This is a genomic window from Oceanobacillus senegalensis, from assembly GCF_900176885.1.
Taxonomy (GTDB): domain Bacteria; phylum Bacillota; class Bacilli; order Bacillales; family Amphibacillaceae; genus Oceanobacillus; species Oceanobacillus senegalensis.
Genome location: NZ_LT839648.1, coordinates 356,618 through 379,351, shown reverse-complemented (window position 1 = coordinate 379,351; position 22,734 = coordinate 356,618). Strand labels below are relative to the sequence as shown.

The 22,734-nt window shown below is 39.3% G+C and carries 15 protein-coding genes and 1 pseudogene; 5 read left to right on the top strand and 11 right to left on the bottom strand.

The window, feature by feature from the left end; all coding sequences use genetic code 11:
* From mmsA (CAO17_RS01740) to CAO17_RS01710, 7 genes and pseudogenes are all read right to left on the bottom strand, one after another.
* Window positions 1-1,160, bottom strand: a 1,160-nt coding sequence (gene mmsA / locus CAO17_RS01740) for a CoA-acylating methylmalonate-semialdehyde dehydrogenase (RefSeq protein ID WP_085991119.1), incomplete at its 3' end; no start/stop codon positions are given.
* A 59-nt stretch (window positions 1,161-1,219) separates the two neighbouring features.
* Window positions 1,220-2,572 (bottom strand): GntP family permease, encoded by a 1,353-nt coding sequence (locus CAO17_RS01735; protein WP_179151865.1) that lies wholly within the window; start codon window positions 2,570-2,572, stop codon window positions 1,220-1,222.
* A 26-nt stretch (window positions 2,573-2,598) separates the two neighbouring features.
* Window positions 2,599-3,744 (bottom strand): iron-containing alcohol dehydrogenase, encoded by a 1,146-nt coding sequence (locus CAO17_RS01730; RefSeq protein WP_085991118.1) that lies wholly within the window; start codon window positions 3,742-3,744, stop codon window positions 2,599-2,601.
* Window positions 3,740-4,897 (bottom strand): annotated as a pseudogene (gene mmsA, locus CAO17_RS01725) (CoA-acylating methylmalonate-semialdehyde dehydrogenase); the annotation flags it as partial. The gene CAO17_RS01730 and the pseudogene mmsA (CAO17_RS01725), both read right to left, overlap by 5 nt.
* Before the next feature lie 59 nt (window positions 4,898-4,956).
* On the bottom strand, window positions 4,957-6,309 hold the full coding sequence (locus tag CAO17_RS01720; RefSeq protein WP_179151865.1) for a GntP family permease: 1,353 nt from the start codon (window positions 6,307-6,309) through the stop codon (window positions 4,957-4,959).
* 26 nt (window positions 6,310-6,335) lie between these two features.
* Complete coding sequence (locus CAO17_RS01715; RefSeq protein ID WP_143833702.1) at window positions 6,336-7,529, bottom strand: iron-containing alcohol dehydrogenase; 1,194 nt, start codon at window positions 7,527-7,529, stop codon at window positions 6,336-6,338.
* A 364-nt stretch (window positions 7,530-7,893) separates the two neighbouring features.
* Window positions 7,894-9,681, bottom strand: a complete 1,788-nt coding sequence (locus CAO17_RS01710) for a sigma-54-dependent Fis family transcriptional regulator (RefSeq protein WP_085991116.1) — start codon at window positions 9,679-9,681, stop codon at window positions 7,894-7,896.
* 795 nt (window positions 9,682-10,476) lie between these two features.
* Here CAO17_RS01710 and CAO17_RS01705 point away from each other — a divergent pair.
* Window positions 10,477-10,866 carry a ribonuclease HI family protein gene (locus CAO17_RS01705; protein ID WP_085991115.1) on the top strand — a complete coding sequence of 130 codons (390 nt, stop codon included), beginning with the start codon at window positions 10,477-10,479 and terminating at the stop codon, window positions 10,864-10,866.
* A 172-nt stretch (window positions 10,867-11,038) separates the two neighbouring features.
* On the opposite strand, the gene CAO17_RS01700 is transcribed toward CAO17_RS01705, so the two are convergent.
* From CAO17_RS01700 to CAO17_RS01685, 4 genes are all read right to left on the bottom strand, one after another.
* The gene (locus CAO17_RS01700) at window positions 11,039-12,904 is read right to left on the bottom strand and encodes a DUF2207 domain-containing protein (RefSeq protein WP_085991114.1); all 1,866 of its coding nucleotides are present in this window, start codon (window positions 12,902-12,904) and stop codon (window positions 11,039-11,041) included.
* Between the two features lie 147 nt (window positions 12,905-13,051).
* Window positions 13,052-14,677 carry an aryl-sulfate sulfotransferase gene (locus CAO17_RS01695; protein WP_085991113.1) on the bottom strand — a complete coding sequence of 542 codons (1,626 nt, stop codon included), beginning with the start codon at window positions 14,675-14,677 and terminating at the stop codon, window positions 13,052-13,054.
* A 295-nt stretch (window positions 14,678-14,972) separates the two neighbouring features.
* Window positions 14,973-15,872, bottom strand: a complete 900-nt coding sequence (purU, locus tag CAO17_RS01690; RefSeq protein ID WP_085994369.1) for a formyltetrahydrofolate deformylase — start codon at window positions 15,870-15,872, stop codon at window positions 14,973-14,975.
* Between the two features lie 178 nt (window positions 15,873-16,050).
* Entirely contained in the window at window positions 16,051-17,217 is a 1,167-nt protein-coding gene (locus tag CAO17_RS01685; protein ID WP_085991112.1) for a nucleotide sugar dehydrogenase, read from the bottom strand.
* A gap of 299 nt (window positions 17,218-17,516) precedes the next feature.
* On the opposite strand from CAO17_RS01685, the gene CAO17_RS01680 reads away from it, so the two are divergent.
* From CAO17_RS01680 to CAO17_RS01665, 4 genes are all read left to right on the top strand, one after another.
* Complete coding sequence (locus tag CAO17_RS01680) at window positions 17,517-18,737, top strand: EAL domain-containing protein (RefSeq protein WP_085991111.1); 1,221 nt, start codon at window positions 17,517-17,519, stop codon at window positions 18,735-18,737.
* Window positions 18,738-18,987: 250 nt separating this feature from the next.
* Window positions 18,988-20,193: a CynX/NimT family MFS transporter gene (locus CAO17_RS01675; RefSeq protein WP_085991110.1), complete on the top strand. Its 1,206-nt coding sequence runs from the start codon at window positions 18,988-18,990 to the stop codon at window positions 20,191-20,193.
* Window positions 20,194-20,327: 134 nt separating this feature from the next.
* Window positions 20,328-21,425 carry a hypothetical protein gene (locus CAO17_RS01670; RefSeq protein ID WP_085991109.1) on the top strand — a complete coding sequence of 366 codons (1,098 nt, stop codon included), beginning with the start codon at window positions 20,328-20,330 and terminating at the stop codon, window positions 21,423-21,425.
* Window positions 21,426-22,646, top strand: coding sequence for an amidohydrolase family protein (locus CAO17_RS01665; RefSeq protein WP_085991108.1), 1,221 nt, complete (start codon window positions 21,426-21,428; stop codon window positions 22,644-22,646). It abuts the gene before it with no gap.
* The last annotated feature ends 88 nt before the right edge of the window (window positions 22,647-22,734 follow it).

The following is a 22,734-nucleotide window of genomic DNA, read 5'->3' as shown; positions in this document are numbered from 1 at the left end:
ATTTCATCTTGCCAAATTTTCATTTCTGTTGATACATTGTCAAAAATAGTTGGTCCAACAAAATAGCCTTCTTGTTTCGCCGCTTCATCCTTACGACCATCACGAACAAGTTTTGCTCCTTCTTTCTCACCTTGTTCAATATAGCCTAATGTACGTTCTTTGTGGTTATCACGGATAACTGGTCCAAGGAATACCCCTTCATCTAATCCATTTCCAATTTCAATGTCATCCGCTTTTTGTTTCAATTGAGCAATAAATTCATCTGCAACAGATTCTTCCACCGCTACAACAGATGCAGCCATACAACGTTCCCCAGCAGAACCAAATGCCGCATTCAAAATTTGTGTAGAAGCATTGTCTAGATTTGCATCACCTAATACGATAGAGTGGTTTTTCGCACCAGCTAATGCTTGCACACGTTTCAAGTTTTCTGTTCCACGCTTGTACACATATTCTGCAACAGGCTGTGAACCAACAAAAGAAATCGCTGCAACTTTCTTATGATCCAATAGTCCATTTACGACATCATGTGCCCCATGAACAATATTAAATACACCCTTAGGAAGTCCTGCTTCTTCTAGTAACTCTGCCAAACGATTAGCAAGTAATGGGGTACGCTCAGATGGCTTCATCACAAAGGTATTTCCCGTTGCAATAGCCATTGGGAACATCCAGCAAGGTACCATCATTGGGAAGTTAAATGGTGTAATTCCACCAATGACACCGATTGGATAACGATAGACACCAGATTCTAATTCCGTTGCAATCGATGGAAGCTGTTCCCCCATCATTAAGGTTGGTGCACCAGTAGCAAATTCTACATTTTCTATTCCACGTTGTACTTCACCATAGGCTTCTTTAAAGTTTTTTCCATTTTCAATGGTTATTAATCTAGCAAGCTCATCCCAATTTTCTACTAATAATTGTTGATATTTAAATAGAATTCTAGCGCGTTTCGGTACCGCAACCTCTTTCCAGGATTCAAAGGCTTCGTCGGCAACTTGAATGGCATGCTCAATATCTTCCTGTGTTGAAATTGGAACCTGTGCAATCACTTCACCAGTTGCTGGATTATATACAGGTTCAGTTTTATCTGTTTTCGCTTCTACCCATTCTCCACCAATATAGTTTTTAATTGTTTCTACAGTTGTTTGTGTCATTATAAAAAACCTCCTGAAAATTTTTATTATTCTTATCTATCATTCTAACAAAATCTATATTAAAAAACACTATAAAGCAATACAGCTAGAGCTAATATTATAGTTGGCAAAATAACACTAAGCATTAAAATAGGCTTGTATGCCCTACTGTGACTCTCCCCACAGATTGCTCGAACCGTGGTGACCACATATCCATTGTGTGGTAAGGAATCCAAACCACCGGATGCTAATGCAGAAACACGGTGCATTGCTCCTGGATCAACACCTTGAGCCAAGTAGATGGGAGCAAGAATTGGCAAGGCAATTCCTAATCCACCTGATGCCGAACCAGTGATACCACAAATAACGGTTACCCCTATAGCTAGACCAACTAATGGTGGCCCTGGAATATTAACTAAACCATCAATGAGCGCATCAAAAGCTGCTACCTGGGCAGCAACACTACCAAAACCGACTACCGCACAAGTATTAGCTAAGGCTACTAATGCATTCTGTGCACCTGTTGCAAGGGAATTCCAAAACTCTGTAAGAAACCGGAGCATGGACAGACATGCAACCGTTATTCCAAGGCTTAATGCAATTAATAAAGCCGTTGTAGGATTCATAAATTGACCTAATATATTTAGAACGACAATAACCAATACGAGCGGGATAATAGCAACGATAATATTTGGCAAATCCTTTTTCGGACTATTGCTTTCTACCTCTTCTTGCTCTGCTAGACTTGCTGCCATTTCTTCATTCGTGTTGGCAGATGAAGCATTGGGCAGTGAAAATGTTTCACCATTTTGTGATGCCTTTTTCACCATGGAACCAAGCCATATTCCACCAATTACCATAATTAACAGTGCAGACAGTACTCCAATAAACCCACCCGCGGTTGGTGATGTCCCGAAAAATTCAGTTGGAATAATATTTTGAATTTCCGGCGAACCAGGTGCTGTCATCGTAAAAGAAATGGATCCAAAAACCAATGCAGCTGGAATAAATCGGTGTGGGAGATTGGCAGCTCGGAATAAGGAAACCGCAATTGGATACACCGCAAACCCTACTACGAAAAGACTAACTCCACCATATGTCATAATCGCAGCAGCAGCAACTACCGCAAATACAGCACGCTTAGCACCGAACTTTGACTTAATAAACTGAGCAATACTATCAGCTGATTTCGTTTCCTGCATCATTTTCCCAAAAATTGCTCCAAGCAAGAAGACAAGGAACCATGATGCAAAATAGTCTGTAAATCCATTCATATAATTTTCCATCATTGCCGTCTCTAAACTAAGCCTGCCAGTTATGGCAACGACAATCGAACTAATGAGTGCAGCAATGATGATATTAATCCCTTTCATGGTAAGATAGACTAATAATGCAAGGGAGCCTATTAAACCAATCATTCCTAGAATTCCCATACTATTTTCCTCCAAATCCCTATCGATTAACGAACCGATTTCTCCGAAGTGTATTGGTAGTTAAAACAGGTTTGATAAAGTGTTTCAATCTCTTCCTTCGTTGGTACCTTTGGATTATTTTGTGGACTGCCACTCGCGAGTGCATCAGCCGCCATTTTACTGATAACGTTTTCAAATTCAACCTGATTAATACCCCATCCTTCTAGATTCGGAATATTAAGCTCTAAGCAAAGCTTTTTAACAGATTCTACTGCAATATCTGCAGCTTCTTCATTGGAAAGTTGCTCCGCATCAGGTTTAAAAAGTCTTCCTAAATCTGCTAATCGATCCACACACGAATCTTTGGTGAATTCTAATACAGCTGGTAAAAGCATCGCATTGGAAAATCCATGAGGAACATGGAATAATGCGCCAATTGGTCTTGACATTCCATGAACAAGACAAACAGAGGCATTGGTAAACGCCATTCCCGCCTGTAATGCTCCTACAGACATTTCCTCTCTTGCATTAATATTATCGCCATCTTGATAAGCTGTTTGTAAATTACCTACGATCTTTTTCATGGCGGAAAGTGCCAACATATCTGTCATAGGCTGTGCTCTTCTTGAGATATACGATTCAATTGCATGACTAAGTGCATCGACACCCGTAGCTGCTGTCACCGATTTTGGTGAAGAAGTCGTCAAAAGTGGATCAACAATAGCTACCTCTGGCATGAAGGCAGGTTGTTTAATCATCATTTTTACATCTGTTTTCGTATTCGCGATGACCGTTGCATCCGTTGCCTCAGATCCCGTCCCAGCTGTCGTTGGAATCGCAATATGGGAAACTGGTTTCTTATCTGCCCATTTCTTTCCTCCCATATAATCCCCAACATAAGCTCCATTTGTGGCTACTACTACAATGGCTTTTGCCGTATCAATACAGCTGCCACCACCAAGTGAGATAACGACATCACATTGCTCACTTTCAAATAATTCAAGCGCCTCCTGTACATATATATCTGTTGGCTCGGATTTAACACCTAAATAGACAGCGCTTTCAACTTTCTCTTTTAAAAGAAGATCCCGGCACTCACTAACATATCCAAGGTCCTGCATCACTTTGTCACTAATGATCAACGCTTTCTTACCTCTTGCAGCTGCTTCCTTCCCAACCTTATCANATTTCATCTTGCCAAATTTTCATTTCTGTTGATACATTGTCAAAAATAGTTGGTCCAACAAAGTAGCCTTCTTGTTTCGCCGCTTCATCCTTACGACCATCACGAACAAGTTTTGCTCCTTCTTTCTCACCTTGTTCAATATAGCCTAATGTACGTTCTTTGTGGTTATCACGGATAACTGGTCCAAGGAATACCCCTTCATCTAATCCATTTCCAATTTCAATGTCATCCGCTTTTTGTTTCAATTGAGCAATAAATTCATCTGCAACAGATTCTTCCACCGCTACAACAGATGCAGCCATACAACGTTCCCCAGCAGAACCAAATGCCGCATTCAAAATTTGTGTAGAAGCATTGTCTAGATTTGCATCACCTAATACGATAGAGTGGTTTTTCGCACCAGCTAATGCTTGCACACGTTTCAAGTTTTCTGTTCCACGCTTGTACACATATTCTGCAACAGGCTGTGAACCAACAAAAGAAATCGCTGCAACTTTCTTATGATCCAATAGTCCATTTACGACATCATGTGCCCCATGAACAATATTAAATACACCCTTAGGAAGTCCTGCTTCTTCTAGTAACTCTGCCAAACGATTAGCAAGTAATGGGGTACGCTCAGATGGCTTCATCACAAAGGTATTTCCCGTTGCAATAGCCATTGGGAACATCCAGCAAGGTACCATCATTGGGAAGTTAAATGGTGTAATTCCACCAATGACACCGATTGGATAACGATAGACACCAGATTCTAATTCCGTTGCAATCGATGGAAGCTGTTCCCCCATCATTAAGGTTGGTGCACCAGTAGCAAATTCTACATTTTCTATTCCACGTTGTACTTCACCATAGGCTTCTTTAAAGTTTTTTCCATTTTCAATGGTTATTAATCTAGCAAGCTCATCCCAATTTTCTACTAATAATTGTTGATATTTAAATAGAATTCTAGCGCGTTTCGGTACCGCAACCTCTTTCCAGGATTCAAAGGCTTCGTCGGCAACTTGAATGGCATGCTCAATATCTTCCTGTGTTGAAATTGGAACCTGTGCAATCACTTCACCAGTTGCTGGATTATATACAGGTTCAGTTTTATCTGTTTTCGCTTCTACCCATTCTCCACCAATATAGTTTTTAATTGTTTCTACAGTTGTTTGTGTCATTATAAAAAACCTCCTGAAAATTTTTATTATTCTTATCTATCATTCTAACAAAATCTATATTAAAAAACACTATAAAGCAATACAGCTAGAGCTAATATTATAGTTGGCAAAATAACACTAAGCATTAAAATAGGCTTGTATGCCCTACTGTGACTCTCCCCACAGATTGCTCGAACCGTGGTGACCACATATCCATTGTGTGGTAAGGAATCCAAACCACCGGATGCTAATGCAGAAACACGGTGCATTGCTCCTGGATCAACACCTTGAGCCAAGTAGATGGGAGCAAGAATTGGCAAGGCAATTCCTAATCCACCTGATGCCGAACCAGTGATACCACAAATAACGGTTACCCCTATAGCTAGACCAACTAATGGTGGCCCTGGAATATTAACTAAACCATCAATGAGCGCATCAAAAGCTGCTACCTGGGCAGCAACACTACCAAAACCGACTACCGCACAAGTATTAGCTAAGGCTACTAATGCATTCTGTGCACCTGTTGCAAGGGAATTCCAAAACTCTGTAAGAAACCGGAGCATGGACAGACATGCAACCGTTATTCCAAGGCTTAATGCAATTAATAAAGCCGTTGTAGGATTCATAAATTGACCTAATATATTTAGAACGACAATAACCAATACGAGCGGGATAATAGCAACGATAATATTTGGCAAATCCTTTTTCGGACTATTGCTTTCTACCTCTTCTTGCTCTGCTAGACTTGCTGCCATTTCTTCATTCGTGTTGGCAGATGAAGCATTGGGCAGTGAAAATGTTTCACCATTTTGTGATGCCTTTTTCACCATGGAACCAAGCCATATTCCACCAATTACCATAATTAACAGTGCAGACAGTACTCCAATAAACCCACCCGCGGTTGGTGATGTCCCGAAAAATTCAGTTGGAATAATATTTTGAATTTCCGGCGAACCAGGTGCTGTCATCGTAAAAGAAATGGATCCAAAAACCAATGCAGCTGGAATAAATCGGTGTGGGAGATTGGCAGCTCGGAATAAGGAAACCGCAATTGGATACACCGCAAACCCTACTACGAAAAGACTAACTCCACCATATGTCATAATCGCAGCAGCAGCAACTACCGCAAATACAGCACGCTTAGCACCGAACTTTGACTTAATAAACTGAGCAATACTATCAGCTGATTTCGTTTCCTGCATCATTTTCCCAAAAATTGCTCCAAGCAAGAAGACAAGGAACCATGATGCAAAATAGTCTGTAAATCCATTCATATAATTTTCCATCATTGCCGTCTCTAAACTAAGCCTGCCAGTTATGGCAACGACAATCGAACTAATGAGTGCAGCAATGATGATATTAATCCCTTTCATGGTAAGATAGACTAATAATGCAAGGGAGCCTATTAAACCAATCATTCCTAGAATTCCCATACTATTTTCCTCCAAATCCCTATCGATTAACGAACCGATTTCTCCGAAGTGTATTGGTAGTTAAAACAGGTTTGATAAAGTGTTTCAATCTCTTCCTTCGTTGGTACCTTTGGATTATTTTGTGGACTGCCACTCGCGAGTGCATCAGCCGCCATTTTACTGATAACGTTTTCAAATTCAACCTGATTAATACCCCATCCTTCTAGATTCGGAATATTAAGCTCTAAGCAAAGCTTTTTAACAGATTCTACTGCAATATCTGCAGCTTCTTCATTGGAAAGTTGCTCCGCATCAGGTTTAAAAAGTCTTCCTAAATCTGCTAATCGATCCACACACGAATCTTTGGTGAATTCTAATACAGCTGGTAAAAGCATCGCATTGGAAAATCCATGAGGAACATGGAATAATGCGCCAATTGGTCTTGACATTCCATGAACAAGACAAACAGAGGCATTGGTAAACGCCATTCCCGCCTGTAATGCTCCTACAGACATTTCCTCTCTTGCATTAATATTATCGCCATCTTGATAAGCTGTTTGTAAATTACCTACGATCTTTTTCATGGCGGAAAGTGCCAACATATCTGTCATAGGCTGTGCTCTTCTTGAGATATACGATTCAATTGCATGACTAAGTGCATCGACACCCGTAGCTGCTGTCACCGATTTTGGTGAAGAAGTCGTCAAAAGTGGATCAACAATAGCTACCTCTGGCATGAAGGCAGGTTGTTTAATCATCATTTTTACATCTGTTTTCGTATTCGCGATGACCGTTGCATCCGTTGCCTCAGATCCCGTCCCAGCTGTCGTTGGAATCGCAATATGGGAAACTGGTTTCTTATCTGCCCATTTCTTTCCTCCCATATAATCCCCAACATAAGCTCCATTTGTGGCTACTACTACAATGGCTTTTGCCGTATCAATACAGCTGCCACCACCAAGTGAGATAACGACATCACATTGCTCACTTTCAAATAATTCAAGCGCCTCCTGTACATATATATCTGTTGGCTCGGATTTAACACCTAAATAGACAGCGCTTTCAACTTTCTCTTTTAAAAGAAGATCCCGGCACTCACTAACATATCCAAGGTCCTGCATCACTTTGTCACTAATGATCAACGCTTTCTTACCTCTTGCAGCTGCTTCCTTCCCAACCTTATCAAAGGCCTTTCTACCGTAGTGGATAGTTTGTGGTGCATGAAAAACAAAATTACTCATCATTTTTTCCCTCCCATTTTATCTCTCTATCAGTAATTAATATGCAAATATCATGCCAACTATCAAATTACCGGTAGAATTGGAATTCGGTATGTGTAGTGTAGATAATTATCTACACCCCTTGTCCACAAGTGTAGTATAGTGTCTACAATTTCCTACATACAATATTTTGGCTGTTTTAAAAAAGAGATTGTTTATGAGAATGTGCATTAACTTGCGATTAGCTTTTCTATTTATAGACTTATCATCAGTTTGCCGAAGGACCTCCCAGATTATCAGCATTCCTTTCTGTATATCGGCGTTCCTATCCCTTTTATCAGCACTCCTCTCAACTCATCACCTTAATAGCTTGCGATAGGAAACCTTACAAATTATATTTCCTTAATTTTTGATATAAAGTAGTCCGATGTATTCCTAGTTTTTCCGCTGCTTTCGTTTTATTTCCACCTGTCTCTTCTAGCGTTCTTTTAATTATTTCCTTTTCCTTATTGCTTTCTTCTAATTTAACTTGATGATAGGGAGAGGAGGATACGAACATTTTCCTATTCTTCATGTAGTTTGGCAGATCCATAACATCAATCGTTTTCCCATCCGTTAAAATAACAAGCTTTTCCATTAGATTGGCAAGCTCACGGATATTTCCGTACCAAGCATAATCCATTAAAATATGCATCGCTTCCCCTGTCACTTCTTTTTCAGCTATGTTATATTCCTTGCATAATAGTTTTAAATAATGAGAGATTAATAGTGGAACATCAATTGGGCGTTTTCGTAATGGTGGTATTTCTAGTTCTATCACATTAATCCGGTAGTATAGGTCCTCTCGAAAATTACCTTCCTCTACCATTTTTCTTAAATCCCTGTTTGTGGCTAGTACAATTTTGACATCTAGTGGTTGCTTGTTGATTCCGCCAACCCTTTCAAACTCTTTTTCCTGTAAAACACGTAGTAACTTTGTTTGCATGATTAGCGGCATTTCGCCAATCTCATCTAGAAAAATCGTACCACCTTGAGCCATCTCGAATTTGCCAGGCTTTCCTCCTTTTTTAGCACCAGTAAATGCGCCTTCCTCATACCCAAAAAGTTCTGATTCAAATAATTGTTCGGGAATCGCACCACAGTTTACACTAATAAACGGACCGTCTGCTCTATTACTTAGGTCATGAATACTTCTTGCAAACAGTTCCTTACCTGTCCCACTTTCTCCTGTGATCAGGACAGTTGCCCCTGTTTTTGCAACCTTTCTCGTCATTCGCTTCAAGTTAGCAATTTCTTCACTTTGACCAATAATATTCTCAATAGACCCACTTTTTGGTATGAACTTTTGTTTAGGTTCTTCCTTATTCTGGTTTGGTAGATGAGGTTTTACTTTTTCCTGAAAGCGATCATAGATCCGATACAATTCGGTTACACCTTCAAAAATCAACATCCCAATGGCACCAACCACTTGATTATTTTTCCACAGTGGAATCCGGTGCACTACCATTGGTTGACCCTGGATATATTGAATAATCCCTCTCTCCGGCATACCGGTTTTCACGGTATGGTGGAGATTGGTATTATCAATAACTTCCTGTACTGGACGACCAATTGCATCCTTTTTATCCACTCCAATAAAGCGGCTATAGGAATCATTAAACTCAACGAGAGTACCATTTCGATCGACTACCGCAACTCCTTCATATGCACTGTCGAGTATAATATCCAATATTTCTGCCGTATGTGAGTTACGATTTAATTCCTCCATATATGTAGAAAGCCCATTCACAATTTCTTTCTGTGTCAGTATTCCAATCAATTGATTAATTTCATCAACAACAAGATAATACGAATAATCTAAAGGATAAATATCTAAGATGGAATCACTCAAACGAACAATCTGAAAATCCTCCGTCCCCATATAATGAATGATAAGATGATTCTCATTTTTATTTAAAAGAGCTTGTATAACCTCTTTATATGTCATGATTCCAAGAGGGCTATGAGATTCTCCAACAACTGGAATAAACATTGCACCAGAGGCTTCCATCATCCTCGCAGCTTGCTTTACAGTTGATGTTGGAGTAAGCGTGTTTATATCAGAAACCATCCATTTTTCTATCGTTAAATCCTGTTCTTGTAATTCATTTGAATAAGAATAGCCCTGTAACATCATTCCACCTCATCTTAGAAATTAGTGAATTTTTATTATTCATGTAATTTCCATTATACACTAATGTAATTGGTTATAAGGAGCGTGAATGGAGGAAATATTTGTAATACCTTTCTCATTGGGTATAAGGTATGGACGTATATTGTTTTCCATTATGGAAGTGGTTTATAGTAAAATAAGATGGTAATACAGGTTTACGATTCTATGTTTTTGTAAGGCTGTTTTTTCGTATACTTGGTTGCTTTTTGTGTCTTAGTAGAAGGGTGATGTGAAATAACTCGGTAAAGTGCACGTTGATTTCCACCGCGGGCAGTCGCGGACATTAAGGCATGGCTATAGACACGTGCTATTCCCACAGTACAAGGGAGGCTTCGTCAGTGTTACATCTTCGTGAGAAAAAGTGTTTTTCCTTTTCAAAGAGTCAACCACCCTTCGTTCCAATCAACATTATTATAGCTAAAACAATAATAGAAGCTTATGCTCAAAAACAGCGGAGGTAATACACGAAGACTCCTCGAAAATAAAGTTCCATTTGTCTGATTGCGATGCGTTGCTGCCGTAGCGTTCCTTGTCCTATGGGATGAAAAGCCTAGGCGAGACTACGGAGAGCGTTAGCTCGGAGGAGGCTCAGCAGCGCCCATGGAAAGCGTAGTGTATTTCCGCAGCGGTATTTAAGCTCCAGATTTCGGGTGAAGTTACTGCACGTTCTATCTATTATGTGCATAAACAACAATCTCTTAGAAAACAGCCTTTTTTAATTAATTATCGGATATTTAAAAGGGAGTGTAGATAAGTTTGATTGAGGTATATACAGACGGGGCATCAAGCGGAAATCCTGGAAAAAGTGGTGCCGGTATTTATATAAAAGCAAATAAACAGCAGCAATATGAATATGCTTTTCCATTGGGAGAATTATCGAATCATGAAGCTGAATTCCATGCGGTAATTAAAGCTTTGGAAATCTGTAGGAAGGAGTTTCCCGATGAAATCCTATCATTCCGCTCTGATTCAAAAATTGTAGTGGACACCATTGAAAAGGATTATACAAAAAACCCAACCTTCATTCCTTTACTTGAAAAAATAAAAGAAGAATCCAGCCATTTTCCATACTTCTTTATTAAATGGATACCCGAAAAGAAAAATAACAATGCTGACAAATTAGCAAGGAAAGCCATTCAAATGTAAGCAACCATGTCATTTTCAACTAAATAGGAAGTGCCAGGCACACACTCGGTGACTGGCACTTCCATTGTAAGGGACCTTATTAGTAAGCATCCCCACACGCTACCTCTTTCATCAAAAATGGCATTTATGAAAAAACGAGAAGGGCTTTACTATCATTCCCTTATCGTTTCTATTAAAATGCTCCAGCACCGCCACCACCAGTAGAAGAATTTGTGGTTGTGTTGTGACTGGATGCAACGGCTGTAGTGTACAAATGAAAGTTACTAGGATCAAATGTCGTAGCTACGTGAATCGGATTAGCTACGAATGGAAGATAAGCGTTTGCCGTTTGAAATGGAAGTTCTTTACCACATCGTCTCGCATAAGGCTCACCTTCTCCCAACACAATAGCGTATTCCAATCTTCGTTCCACTTTTATCACATCAGCATCTACTGGATATTGCCCCTTCTTGAAAAGCTTCGATGCTATCCGAATAGCATATATGCGTTTATTGATATCCTCTCGTAATACCTTTGCTGGAATAACCAGGAATGCTATAAAAGATATTCCATAAAAGACCAAGGTCCATATAACTGCTGAAGTCATGCTAAAACCTATTCCGGTTATCAAACTAATGAGGAAATAGTAGGTAGCTAGGACCCATTTATTTCTATGGAACACCAATGCGATGATGGTGAATGAACCGACAATTAGCGGTAACACCCACTGTTCAGTCGGACCAATCGTATCAATGGTTGTGAAGTAATAAAATAAACCAAAGGAAATGATGAGCACCGGTATAGACAGGAGGGAATAAGCTTTAAATGGTCTTCGCAATCCTTTAAATTCCTCTCTATCCTTCACTAATTTGCTCCAATCGGGGAAATTCTTTTCAAAGTGCTCTGCCTTTTTTTCCTTCGCTTCATCTGGTTCATGTTCATTGTCCAATAAGGATTCCAACAAAAAGTACCTTCCCTTTTCATCCTTTTCCGTAAATAACCACTGGAAAAGGAATTGGTCTGCTGCACCGACCTCAGCTGCGTTATCCAACCATGTAAAACGATACGTATCATTATTGTTATCATATTTAGATGGAACTTCTTCCATTCTGACTACACCACGCTGTTTCAAAGAAAATAAGGCGGCAATAAAACTGTCATGGGACAAATTAAAATATTCTTTTAGATATTTCACAAACAATGGATCCGTTTTTTCTAATAAACGAATGCATTCATCATCCCTTTTCGAACCACGGTAGCGATTCGGATGGAAAATAAGCATGATGGTCGCCACAACAATTACTCCAATGATTATCATTGGAAGGAAGGCTGTGATTTCTCCCATGTTTTCCTCCAAATACGTCGCTCTCTCTGTATATTCCTGCTCTGCTAAAAGAATACTTTCTTCCATTTTCTTATCGCTATTTAATTCCATCGCCGTCAACGCCGTCAACTGATCTGCTGGAAAAACAAAGCGGATAAGTGACGTTTCTCCTGCTTTCAATAAGTCATTGGTATATCGCAAATGGTTGGTTTGCTTTGTTAAAGATCCTGATTCATCTTCATGTAAAAAATAATGGGTATTTGCCATCGTTTTGGATGGCGGGTAGATGGAAATGGAAACCTGATGGAGATCTGTTTCATTCGAATCATCGAAAAAAGCATATCGCAAATCAGCAACATCCGAATACTTTTTTACAGATCCTTCAATTTTATACTGATAAACAACCTGTTTCGTTTCATCTTTTGATTCCGAGAAGATTTCAAAGGTATCCTCTTCTTTATCTATTTCTAAAGGCTTGAGATTTCCACTAGTTCCGGAACCATCCGTAAGAAAGGCCTGGAAATTCTCCACATCTGACTCAATTGTTCTTGTCATCCCTTCATAGGATCCATCAAATGTGTACGTAAAAAACTCTTCAACATGTATATCCCCATTATCTTGAATATACGCATCAATACTCACCTGATCAATGGAAAATGACCGTTCTTCTCCCACACAACCCATTAACAAAAGCATGGAGAGGAATACAATTATACCAAACCAATATTTTTTCAAGAAACCTTCCTCCTATAATGAGTATAGTTTTATTACGAATAAAAACAAAAAAGGTTTCACGCTTGGATGGATAGCCACTTTTTTCCATATACAAATTAATTAGAGCAGGCCACCCTTTTCCGGTAACCTGCTCTATCTGTTCCTCTCTTATTCATATAATGGTAATCGCTCAGCACGATAGATTTGTCGATGACTTCCTTTTTCAAAACCTGAGACAACAATCTCCGATATCACTTCCGATGGTTCCTCCCCGCTCACTTCAACGATTCGGCTATTTCTTGCATCTTCCCCTACTTCTATATAGCCCGAAGTAAGTAATCGGTTACCAGTTGTTGGCAGATAGTCTGCATCTCCAACAATCGATGAGAAGAATGCTGTCCCTCTTTCTTCTCCATAGGACCATATTTCTTCTACTGTATGATTTTTCTCATCTATCCGGTAGTGAACAGCCCGACTATAATCCTCTGCAACTTCTTCGTCCCCTCTAGTAATGACAATATTATTGTCAAATAAAAGAATGTCCGACGTTTCTTCCTTTTCATCGAAGTCAGGTAAGGTCATCATTGCATGTGGTCCACCAGGATATTTTACTTCTCCAATACTATCTAATAGATAATCTTGGTAATCCTCTGGCCAGCTTTCATGATTTGCTAAAATCCAATGAATTTTCCCATCAGGATAGCTCATTTTCATGACCAGATCCTGATGACGTGATGATATTAAAAGTGTGTCATCTGTATCATCATACCAAACTGCATTCTGATGGAACCAATCGCCATCATCTGCTGAAGGGCCATCATAATTTTTATAAAAGCTTTCAGGTAAAATATCTCTAAAACTAAAAGCACGAACCGTTTTCCCTGTTTTTCGGTCGATTTCAATCATCTTATCCTCAATATATTCGGAATCCATATCATGCGTTGTTGCAAGAAGGTTTCCATTTGGTAACTCAATGACGTCATGATGAACAACATTCGTAGCCTCATAATCTTCTAGCTGTATCAAATACGACCGGAAGACTTTTCCTAGCAAATTCATTTCAAGCAATTCATTATACTGATTTTGCCCTTCTTCCTTCGTGATGTACAGATAATTTCCATTTTCTAATTGCTTAAAAATGTGAGAATTCCAGAGAGTGGAATACCAACGAACATCTCCCTTCGCATCAACCGCATACACATAACGTGTACTTGGCACCAAGAAGGTTAATCCGTCCTCCATTTTTTCTGTTTGAGCTTTCTCCACTTCGGTCGTTAAGAAATCATCTGGAAGCTTCTCGGTTTCAATCGTTAGTTCTTTGGAAAATCTTTCTCCATCCTTCGTCACTGCATCAAGAATAACTGTATTCTCCCTATTTGCATATAAACCGTGGACTGGAATCTCATGCTCGGTTGCATACGAATCAAATGTATGGGTCACATCCGTTGCTTCATCCTTCCCAGTAACTGTAATACTGATTTGCGTTGGCTCTTCTGTTTCAAACATAACCAATGCAGATAAGGGCGTAACACCATACGGGTCTAAAGTGACAAACGGATTTTCTAGTGTGTGTGCTTGTTCTTTGTACGCTTTCTGTAGCTCTTGCTCCATTTCTTTCTGCGCTTGAATCCTCGCATTATCCAACACAGACTCTTGCTTTACATGCGCAGCACCCTTCTCCGTTTCAGAAGTTTCAGTGGTAGAGGGTGGTTCCTTCTCCTTATTTTCGCTACATCCTATTAAAATAATAGATAGGAAAATAGTAAAAAGATATATGTAAACGTTTTTATTCATTTCCTGATAGCCTCCTCAAAATAATTCCCCTCACATTCTAACATATATCTCTATCCATCTCTCCCCTTTATTTTCGCTGCTTCAATTTAACTCAAAAACAGTGTAGATGCCTATCACTTCCCTGTTTTGTCATCCATAGTAAATCGAAGTGAAAGCAAGCAGCAACAACCAAAGCAGAAATCAACTAGAATACAAGCAGTATTCTAGTTGATTTATATTGGGGGTGGAACATTCACCATACTTCACTGTCTTTTTTAAGTTCCCTTCAACATCATTTGTGGAAGTACCGGAACCATTAAAAAACAATGGTTTTATTTTTATGTACGATAATGCGGTCTTCAAGATGCCATTTTACCGCCCTTGCTAAGACACTTCTTTCAATGGCTTGTCCTATTTTCTTCATCTCTTTTGCATTATCGCGATGATCAACCCTGCCAATATCTTGCTCGATAATTGGACCTTCATCCAGGTCACCGGTTACATAGTGGGAAGTAGCTCCAATCATCTTCACCCCTCGCCGATATGCACGCTCATACGGCTTCGCACCAATGAAAGCGGGCAAGAAGGAATGATGAATATTGATAATCTGATTCTTAAATTCCTTTACAAAATCATCCGTAAGAATTTGCATATAACGTGCAAGTACAATCAAGTCTACATGATACTCTTTAAGAAGTTGCTTCTGTTTCTCCTCAACCTCAGCACGGATGTCCTTATGTGCCGGTATATAATAAAATGGAATACCGAGTGCCTCCACCACCTGTCGTGAAGATTCATGATTACTAATAACTAGAGCAATATTGGCCATTAAATCTCCACTTTGATATTCCCACAGCAATTCAAGCAAACAATGAGGCTCTTTTGATACGAAAATGGCCATATTCTTCCATTGGCTAACAGGCATCAGCTTCCAATCCATCGAAAACATGTCCGCAATCGGTTGGAATTCTTCTTCCAGCACCTTTCCCTTTTCTTTTAAATTCGGACATTCGAATTCAATACGCATAAAAAATTCTCCACCCTCTGGATCCATCGTGTATTGGTCAGAGGCGATAATATTCGCATCATGTTTAAATAGAAAATCTGAAACAGTCGATACGATTCCAGGTTGATCTGGACACTTAATTAAAAGTCTTCCTCTATTTTCCATATCCTTTTGAAAACTTTCCATTGTTTTACGCATATAATTATTCATAACATCCATACCTCACCTATGTATTTTGCCTTATACTTTATTTTAGTTTTAGATAACAGTCAAGAAAGTGCTAGTATTTCCATGGCATGTTTAACAGCAGAAAAAAGTTGCTAGATTCAGAATCTAGCAACTTTCTCAATATGAATTATGTCCTATTTCAGGACGTGGCAGTGAGCGATTAATCCCTGCTATACAAATCCCTTGTATATACTTTTTCTACTACATCAGATAGTTCTTCTGCCATCCTATTGGTAACGATGACATCACTTATATGTTTAAATTCTTCAAAGTCCTTAATTACTCTAGAATTAAAGAATTCATCTTCATCTAGCACTGGTTCATAGACTACGACTTCTATTCCTTTTGCCTTCAGTCGTTTCATTACTCCTTGTATCGAGGATTGTCTGAAATTATCGGAGTCTTTTTTCATCGTCAGTCTATAAATACCAACGATGTTCGGATTCCGTTTAAGAATCATTTCAGCTATATGGTCTTTTCTTGTCCGATTGGCCTCCACAATGCCTGAGATAATATTATTTGGTACATCCTCATAATTTGCAAGTAATTGCTTTGTATCCTTAGGCAAGCAATACCCACCATAGCCAAAGGATGGGTTATTATAATGGCTTCCAATTCTTGGGTCCAGTCCGACCCCTTCAATAATCTGCTTCGTATTTAACCCTCTAATCTCTGCATAGCTATCCAATTCATTGAAAAAGGCTACCCGCATAGCGAGATAGGTATTAGCGAAAAGCTTAATAGCCTCTGCTTCTGTTGAATCCGTAAATAAGACGGGGATATCATCCTCGATGGCCCCTTCTACTAGCAAATCAGCAAACCTTCTTGCTCTTTGTGATTGCTCACCGACAATAATTCGGGATGGATGTAAGTTATCATATAGAGCCTTACCTTCTCTTAAAAACTCTGGTGAAAAGATGATATGATCTGTTTCAAATTTCTCACGCATACTTTCTGTATACCCAACTGGTACCGTTGATTTGATAACCATTACCGCATCAGGATTGATGGATAGTACATTTCCAATTACGGTTTCTACTGTACTTGTATCAAAATAGTTCTTATCCGGATCATAATTAGTCGGGGTAGAAATAATAACGTACTCTGCATCTTGAAATGCTTGTTCATTGTCTAATGTTGCTGTTAAATTTAAGTCCTTTGTTTTTAAAAATGTCTCTATTTCTTTATCCACAATCGGTGATCTTTTTTGATTGATTACATTTACTTTTTCTTCTAAAATATCTAGTGCCATCACTTCATGGTGTTGTGCCAAAAGAACAGCATTGGATAAACCAACATAGCCTGTCCCTGCTACTGCAATCTTCACTTAGCAAATCCTCCTAATTCATACATTATGATGTAGTATATATCTTTTATATAATGTTTACCAATTTTACACCATTGTTGTCTATCATAAAACAAGTCTCAACTAATTTTAACAAATATTTATAATTTCTGTCACAAAGAAACATTATGCTACGATTCGATACATGTGTAGGCCACAAAAACGATGGGAGAATTGCTCCTCTCGATTCGTAGCTTAACAAGCATCACGCGTTTCCATATACCTATTATGATATAATAAACGAATGGGATCCACTAACCTGTAATGGGAGGTGCATAACTATGGATCCGTTAGATATTATGATGAATCTTGATAAGGTTATTCCATATTATCAACCTGTCGTAAGTGCTGATACGAGGCAAGTTATTGGGTATGAGGTAAAAGCCTATTATAAGGATGACGAAGGGGAAAAACAAAGATTGGATTGGTTTTTCAAAGATGATTCCATCCCCCAAGATTTCCAATTGGAGGCGAATAGTAAGATCCAGGAAAAAGCACTGGACGATTTTTTAAAAACGGACCCTTCGCTTTCCTTGTTTCTAAATTATGATGCGAGATTACTATACGAAGATGATGGGGAGACATTGCTTAACCTATTACATACGTATCAAGACAAAGGATTAGCATTACATCGAATTGTCATTGAACTAAAAGAAGAATTGATTACGGAAGAGATGAACTCCCTCCGTCAGTTATTCAAATACATGCAAACCCTGGGAATTCAAATAGCTTTAGATGATGTCGGAAAGACAAATGGAAATCTCGGTCGACTAGTAGAATTTGAGCCAAATATCGTTAAAATAAATGTTGGATTTTTAAAAGAAAATAAACTGCCACAATTGTATCAAGATGTCCACTATTCCATTTCCATGCTGGCAAGAAAGATAGGAGCTACCCTGCTTTTCAAAGGGGTGTCCACTTATAATCAATTCAATTATGCTTGGAGAAATGGCGGTAGATATTATCAAGGAAACTATCTATTACCATCCCAACCTCATTTTGCAGAACTCGATGCCTGCAAAGAAAAAATGGAGCGAGACTTTCAATTATTTGTTAACTTCGAGACAAAGAAAATGACAGCGCAATTAGAATTAACGAACCGAATCAATAAGCAATTTGGTGCGACATTACAAACCATTAAACCTAACGCGCCATATGATGAAATTATTATTACCGTTGGCAAAGAATGTACACCATTTGCCTTCCGGGTGTACATTTGTAATGATGAAGGAATTCAATTATCCTCCAATGCGGAGAAAAATAAGGAAGGCCAATGGGAACTTTATTATGAAGGAAGACATAAAAACTGGAGCTGGCGTCCATATTTCTTTGAAAATATCGTCAGAATGAATGTCGAGAAAAAAGGAATTCTTTCTGATCTATACACCGATATTGACCGGGATGAACAAATTCGAACCTATTCCTACCCAATTGCCAACAATCGATATATCTTCATCGACATACCATATAATTACTTATATGAACAAGAAGGGCTGCTATAATCACATGAAGCAGCCTTTTTTGTTACTCGTATTTGAGTTACATGGTAAAGCGCGCATTCTTCTAGACGGTCAAGCTACAATACAAGAATGTCTAGTAGCTAACTAGGAAGCTTTTTTAACAACTGGCATTTCCTGTTTTCTGTAGGAATATGTTGAATCATTTCTCTATTTATTATCCATCAAAACGCTCCACATATCAGCGTTTTGTGATATAGTGAAGGGATAATTATGTGAACGAGGGGGAACGTACATGGATTTAGATCAGGACGCGAAACAGAGAAATAAAGCATATCACATTCTTTTAATTACCGGTGTTATTCTACTTGCTTTCAACCTTCGACCAGCAATTACCTCGGTTGGTCCGATTATTGGATTTATTCGGGATGATATGGGATTAACCAATGGGAGTGCAGGTCTTTTAACCAGTTTACCACTTATTGCTTTTGCCATCATGTCGCCGATTGCTCCTAAGCTTGGGAATCGTTTTTCCAATGAATGGGCCATGTTTATTGGACTTATTTTATTATTTATCGGAATTACCGTACGCTCTACCTCCATATGGATTTTACTTTTTGCTGGTACGCTATTAGTCGGCTTAGGAATCGCCATTATCAATGTTCTACTACCAAGTTTAATCAAAGGTAAATTTCCAAAACGAGTTGGATTAATGACAAGTGTCTATACAACGGCGATGGGAATATTCGCTGCGACCGCCTCTGGATTGAGCGTTCCCATTGCTAGCGGACTGAACCTTGGTTGGCAAGTTGCCCTACTGGTATGGGCTATACCTACCGTTGTTGCGCTGTTCATCTGCTTCTATCTGGCACGAAAGGATCCATTACATAAGAATCAAATGGAAAATAAATTCGTCAAAGCTAGTGGCCAAAGAATGTGGCGCTCACCACTCGCTTGGCAGGTTGCACTTTTCATGGGATTTCAATCCTTTTTATTTTATGTAACCATATCCTGGCTTCCAGAAATTTTACATAGTTACGGAACAAGCATGACAACAGCAGGATGGCTTTTATCCTTTACCCAGTTTATCGGACTACCAGCAAGCTTTCTTGTTCCAATGCTTGCCGAACGCTTCCGCTCCCAACAAGGAATTGTGCTTGCACTAGGACTTTGTGCGATTGGTGGGTATGGCGGGCTACTATTAGGAAACTCTACAGTTACAATGATTATTAGCATCATTCTTATCGGCATTACATTAGCTGGTGCATTTGCTCTGGCGCTCACATTCTTAGGTTTACGGGCTCAAACTGCTAAAGAAGCTGCTGAACTTTCCGGAATGGCTCAAACCCTTGGTTATATTCTAGCTGCGACTGGACCTATTATTATTGGCTTTCTATTTGATTTAACCCAAACATGGGCGGTTCCGTTAATTACTATTCTAATAGTAACCGTCCTCGTTATCACATTTGGTTTGGGAGCAGGCCGAAATAAATACGTGTAGTTCCATCGGCTGCCTACCACTTTCCAAATTTTGTTGATGAATTGGCTTTCCCCGTTCCGAATGCAGCACATTTTATTCACCTCTTCTGGGCATTAGTCATACACTAATAAAAATGCCTAGAGGAGGTTTTTATAATGGGGCAGAAAAAGCCAAATCACAATGGACCTCACAATGATAGAAAATGGCATGTATATGAAATCATTGGCCTTGTCATCGTCGTATTATCCTTAATCCTGCTATTTCTAGCACCTAATACACTTTCCGAACTCTTTGATACAATCATCCAGGAAGTTAAACCTATTGTCATCGATACCTTCCTACTCAGTGAAGTTGGAATAGCGATTATTGTCAGTGTAATTGTCGGTAGAATGCTGGAGCGTTTTGGGTTTACCGATGGGCTCATTCGCATTTTCGTTCCAATCATGAAGGCCTTAAAAATCAATCCATCTGTCATTATTCCAAGCTCGTATAATATTCTTGGTGATATTAATGCAGCGGGGAAAATCGCTGGCCCCATTCTTGTAAAGGCCAATGCAACCAAAGCAGAGCAAAAAATTGCAGTAGCCACAATGATTCAATCTCCCCAATCCTTCGCCACATTCGTATTAGGGATAATAGCATTATCTATTTTTGGGATTCGTGTTTTTCCATTAGTCCTTCTAACCATTTTCGCACCGCTAATTGTTGTCCCATGGATCTTATCAAAAAGCCTTTATCGTGATACAAGAAAAGTTGATTTAGTAGAGTTACCACGTTTCACACCAAACACCAGAATCATGAATACAATTTTCTCTTCCGCAAAAGAAGGAACAGAGTTACTCCTACTAACCATTATACCTGCTGTTGCCGTTGTCTTTTTCTTCATTGGAGCATTGACCTATTTCGGCATTTGGGGACCCATTGAAGCAAATTTAGGAAGTGTTCTCACTGCCCTAAGCATTGAGCCCGGTACTGGAATTGTCTCCATCCTTGCAGCACCAACCCTTGCTGTTGCTCAATTAGCAGATGTAGCAGCAAACGTGGATCCTCGATTAATCGTTGGGTCATTCGTTCTTGCCAATTCTGGTTTACCATTATCTGTTATTTTCGGGCAAGTTCCAGTGACGTGGGCAGAAACAACCGATTTAAATGAACGCGAAGTACTCGGTGCGGCGGTCATTGGGATGATCATCCGCATCATAACCGCATGTATTATCGGCTATGCATTAACTCCATTCTTGGTGGTGTCATAAATGGAAAATACTTATATCGTTCTTGCTGGGAAAATTGTGACAGTGAGTGAAATAGGGACGGTTCTTAATGGCGCATTGATTGTTCAAAACGGAAAAATTGCCGGTGTATTGGAAGGAGACCTAGCAAAAAAATTCTTTCCATCCTTTCCTACTTTTGATTTTTCAGATAAAGTCATCACACCTTCTATGGTCGATTGCCATACCCATTTACTGGAATTCGCACCAGGATCCCTTTATCCAATAACCGAAGAAACACAGCTCCATGCTGGTAGTTTTATTCTAGTAAAAGCACTCATGTCAGGGATAACAGGATTCGGTGAGCAAATTTGCGGTCATCCACAGAGTTTGTACTCGATAACAGATTATAAAAACGCCGTAAAGGAACTGCCACTTGACATTGCATTTGCTGCAACGAGCATCTCTATTGGCTTTAAATCCTTAGCACATTTTACATCTATTACAAAATCTCAGCCCGTAGAAAAGGAGGACCTTATTCGTGCACGTATCCTCTTTAAGATGGCTGGCGAAAGTGATTATCCTGGAGAAAATCTCTTTTTAAACGCAACACCTGCCAATTTCACCAAAGACGTAGTACCACGTGCTGGCGAGCTTATTTATAGTGAAGGGGAATTAAAAGACATTGTCAGACTCTTCCATAGTCAAGGAAAAGAGATTGGGGTTCATGTTGCAGGGGAAAAAGGAATTGATATGGCACTCAACACTGGTGTAGATGTCCTGCATCATGCCCACGGAATAAATGACAGGCAATTACAACGTGCTGCTGAAAATGGAGTAAAAGTTGTCGCCACACCTTTAGGAGGGACACATATCGAACCAAACTCCCCAGAGGATATTCTCCAGTTGGTCCATGCAGGAATCGAGACATCCATTGCAACCGATGCCTATTTACCTCCATATCCTGATGTCGACTGGCTTCCCTATAAAGACCAATCATTAAAAGGTCCTGAGGTATTAATGGAAATATCCCAACCATCGATGAAGAAATTACAAGAAAATGGGTGCGATGAAAATGACATTCTCAAACTAATAACCTCTAACCCTGCTAAACTCATTGGTGGAGAAAACAAATTTGGTAAATTAAGACCAGGTATGGATGCTAACTTCATCATTACAGAAGGAATACCAGGACTAGAAATAACCAATCCTGAAAAAATCAAAAGTGTATATTATCATGGAAAATGTGTCATTAAACGTGACTAACCAGGCATCCTTTTGGGTGCCTGGTTAGTGGCTAATTAAAAAACAAACGGTACTTAAAATCAAAAAGATGGAAACCGTACCTCCCATA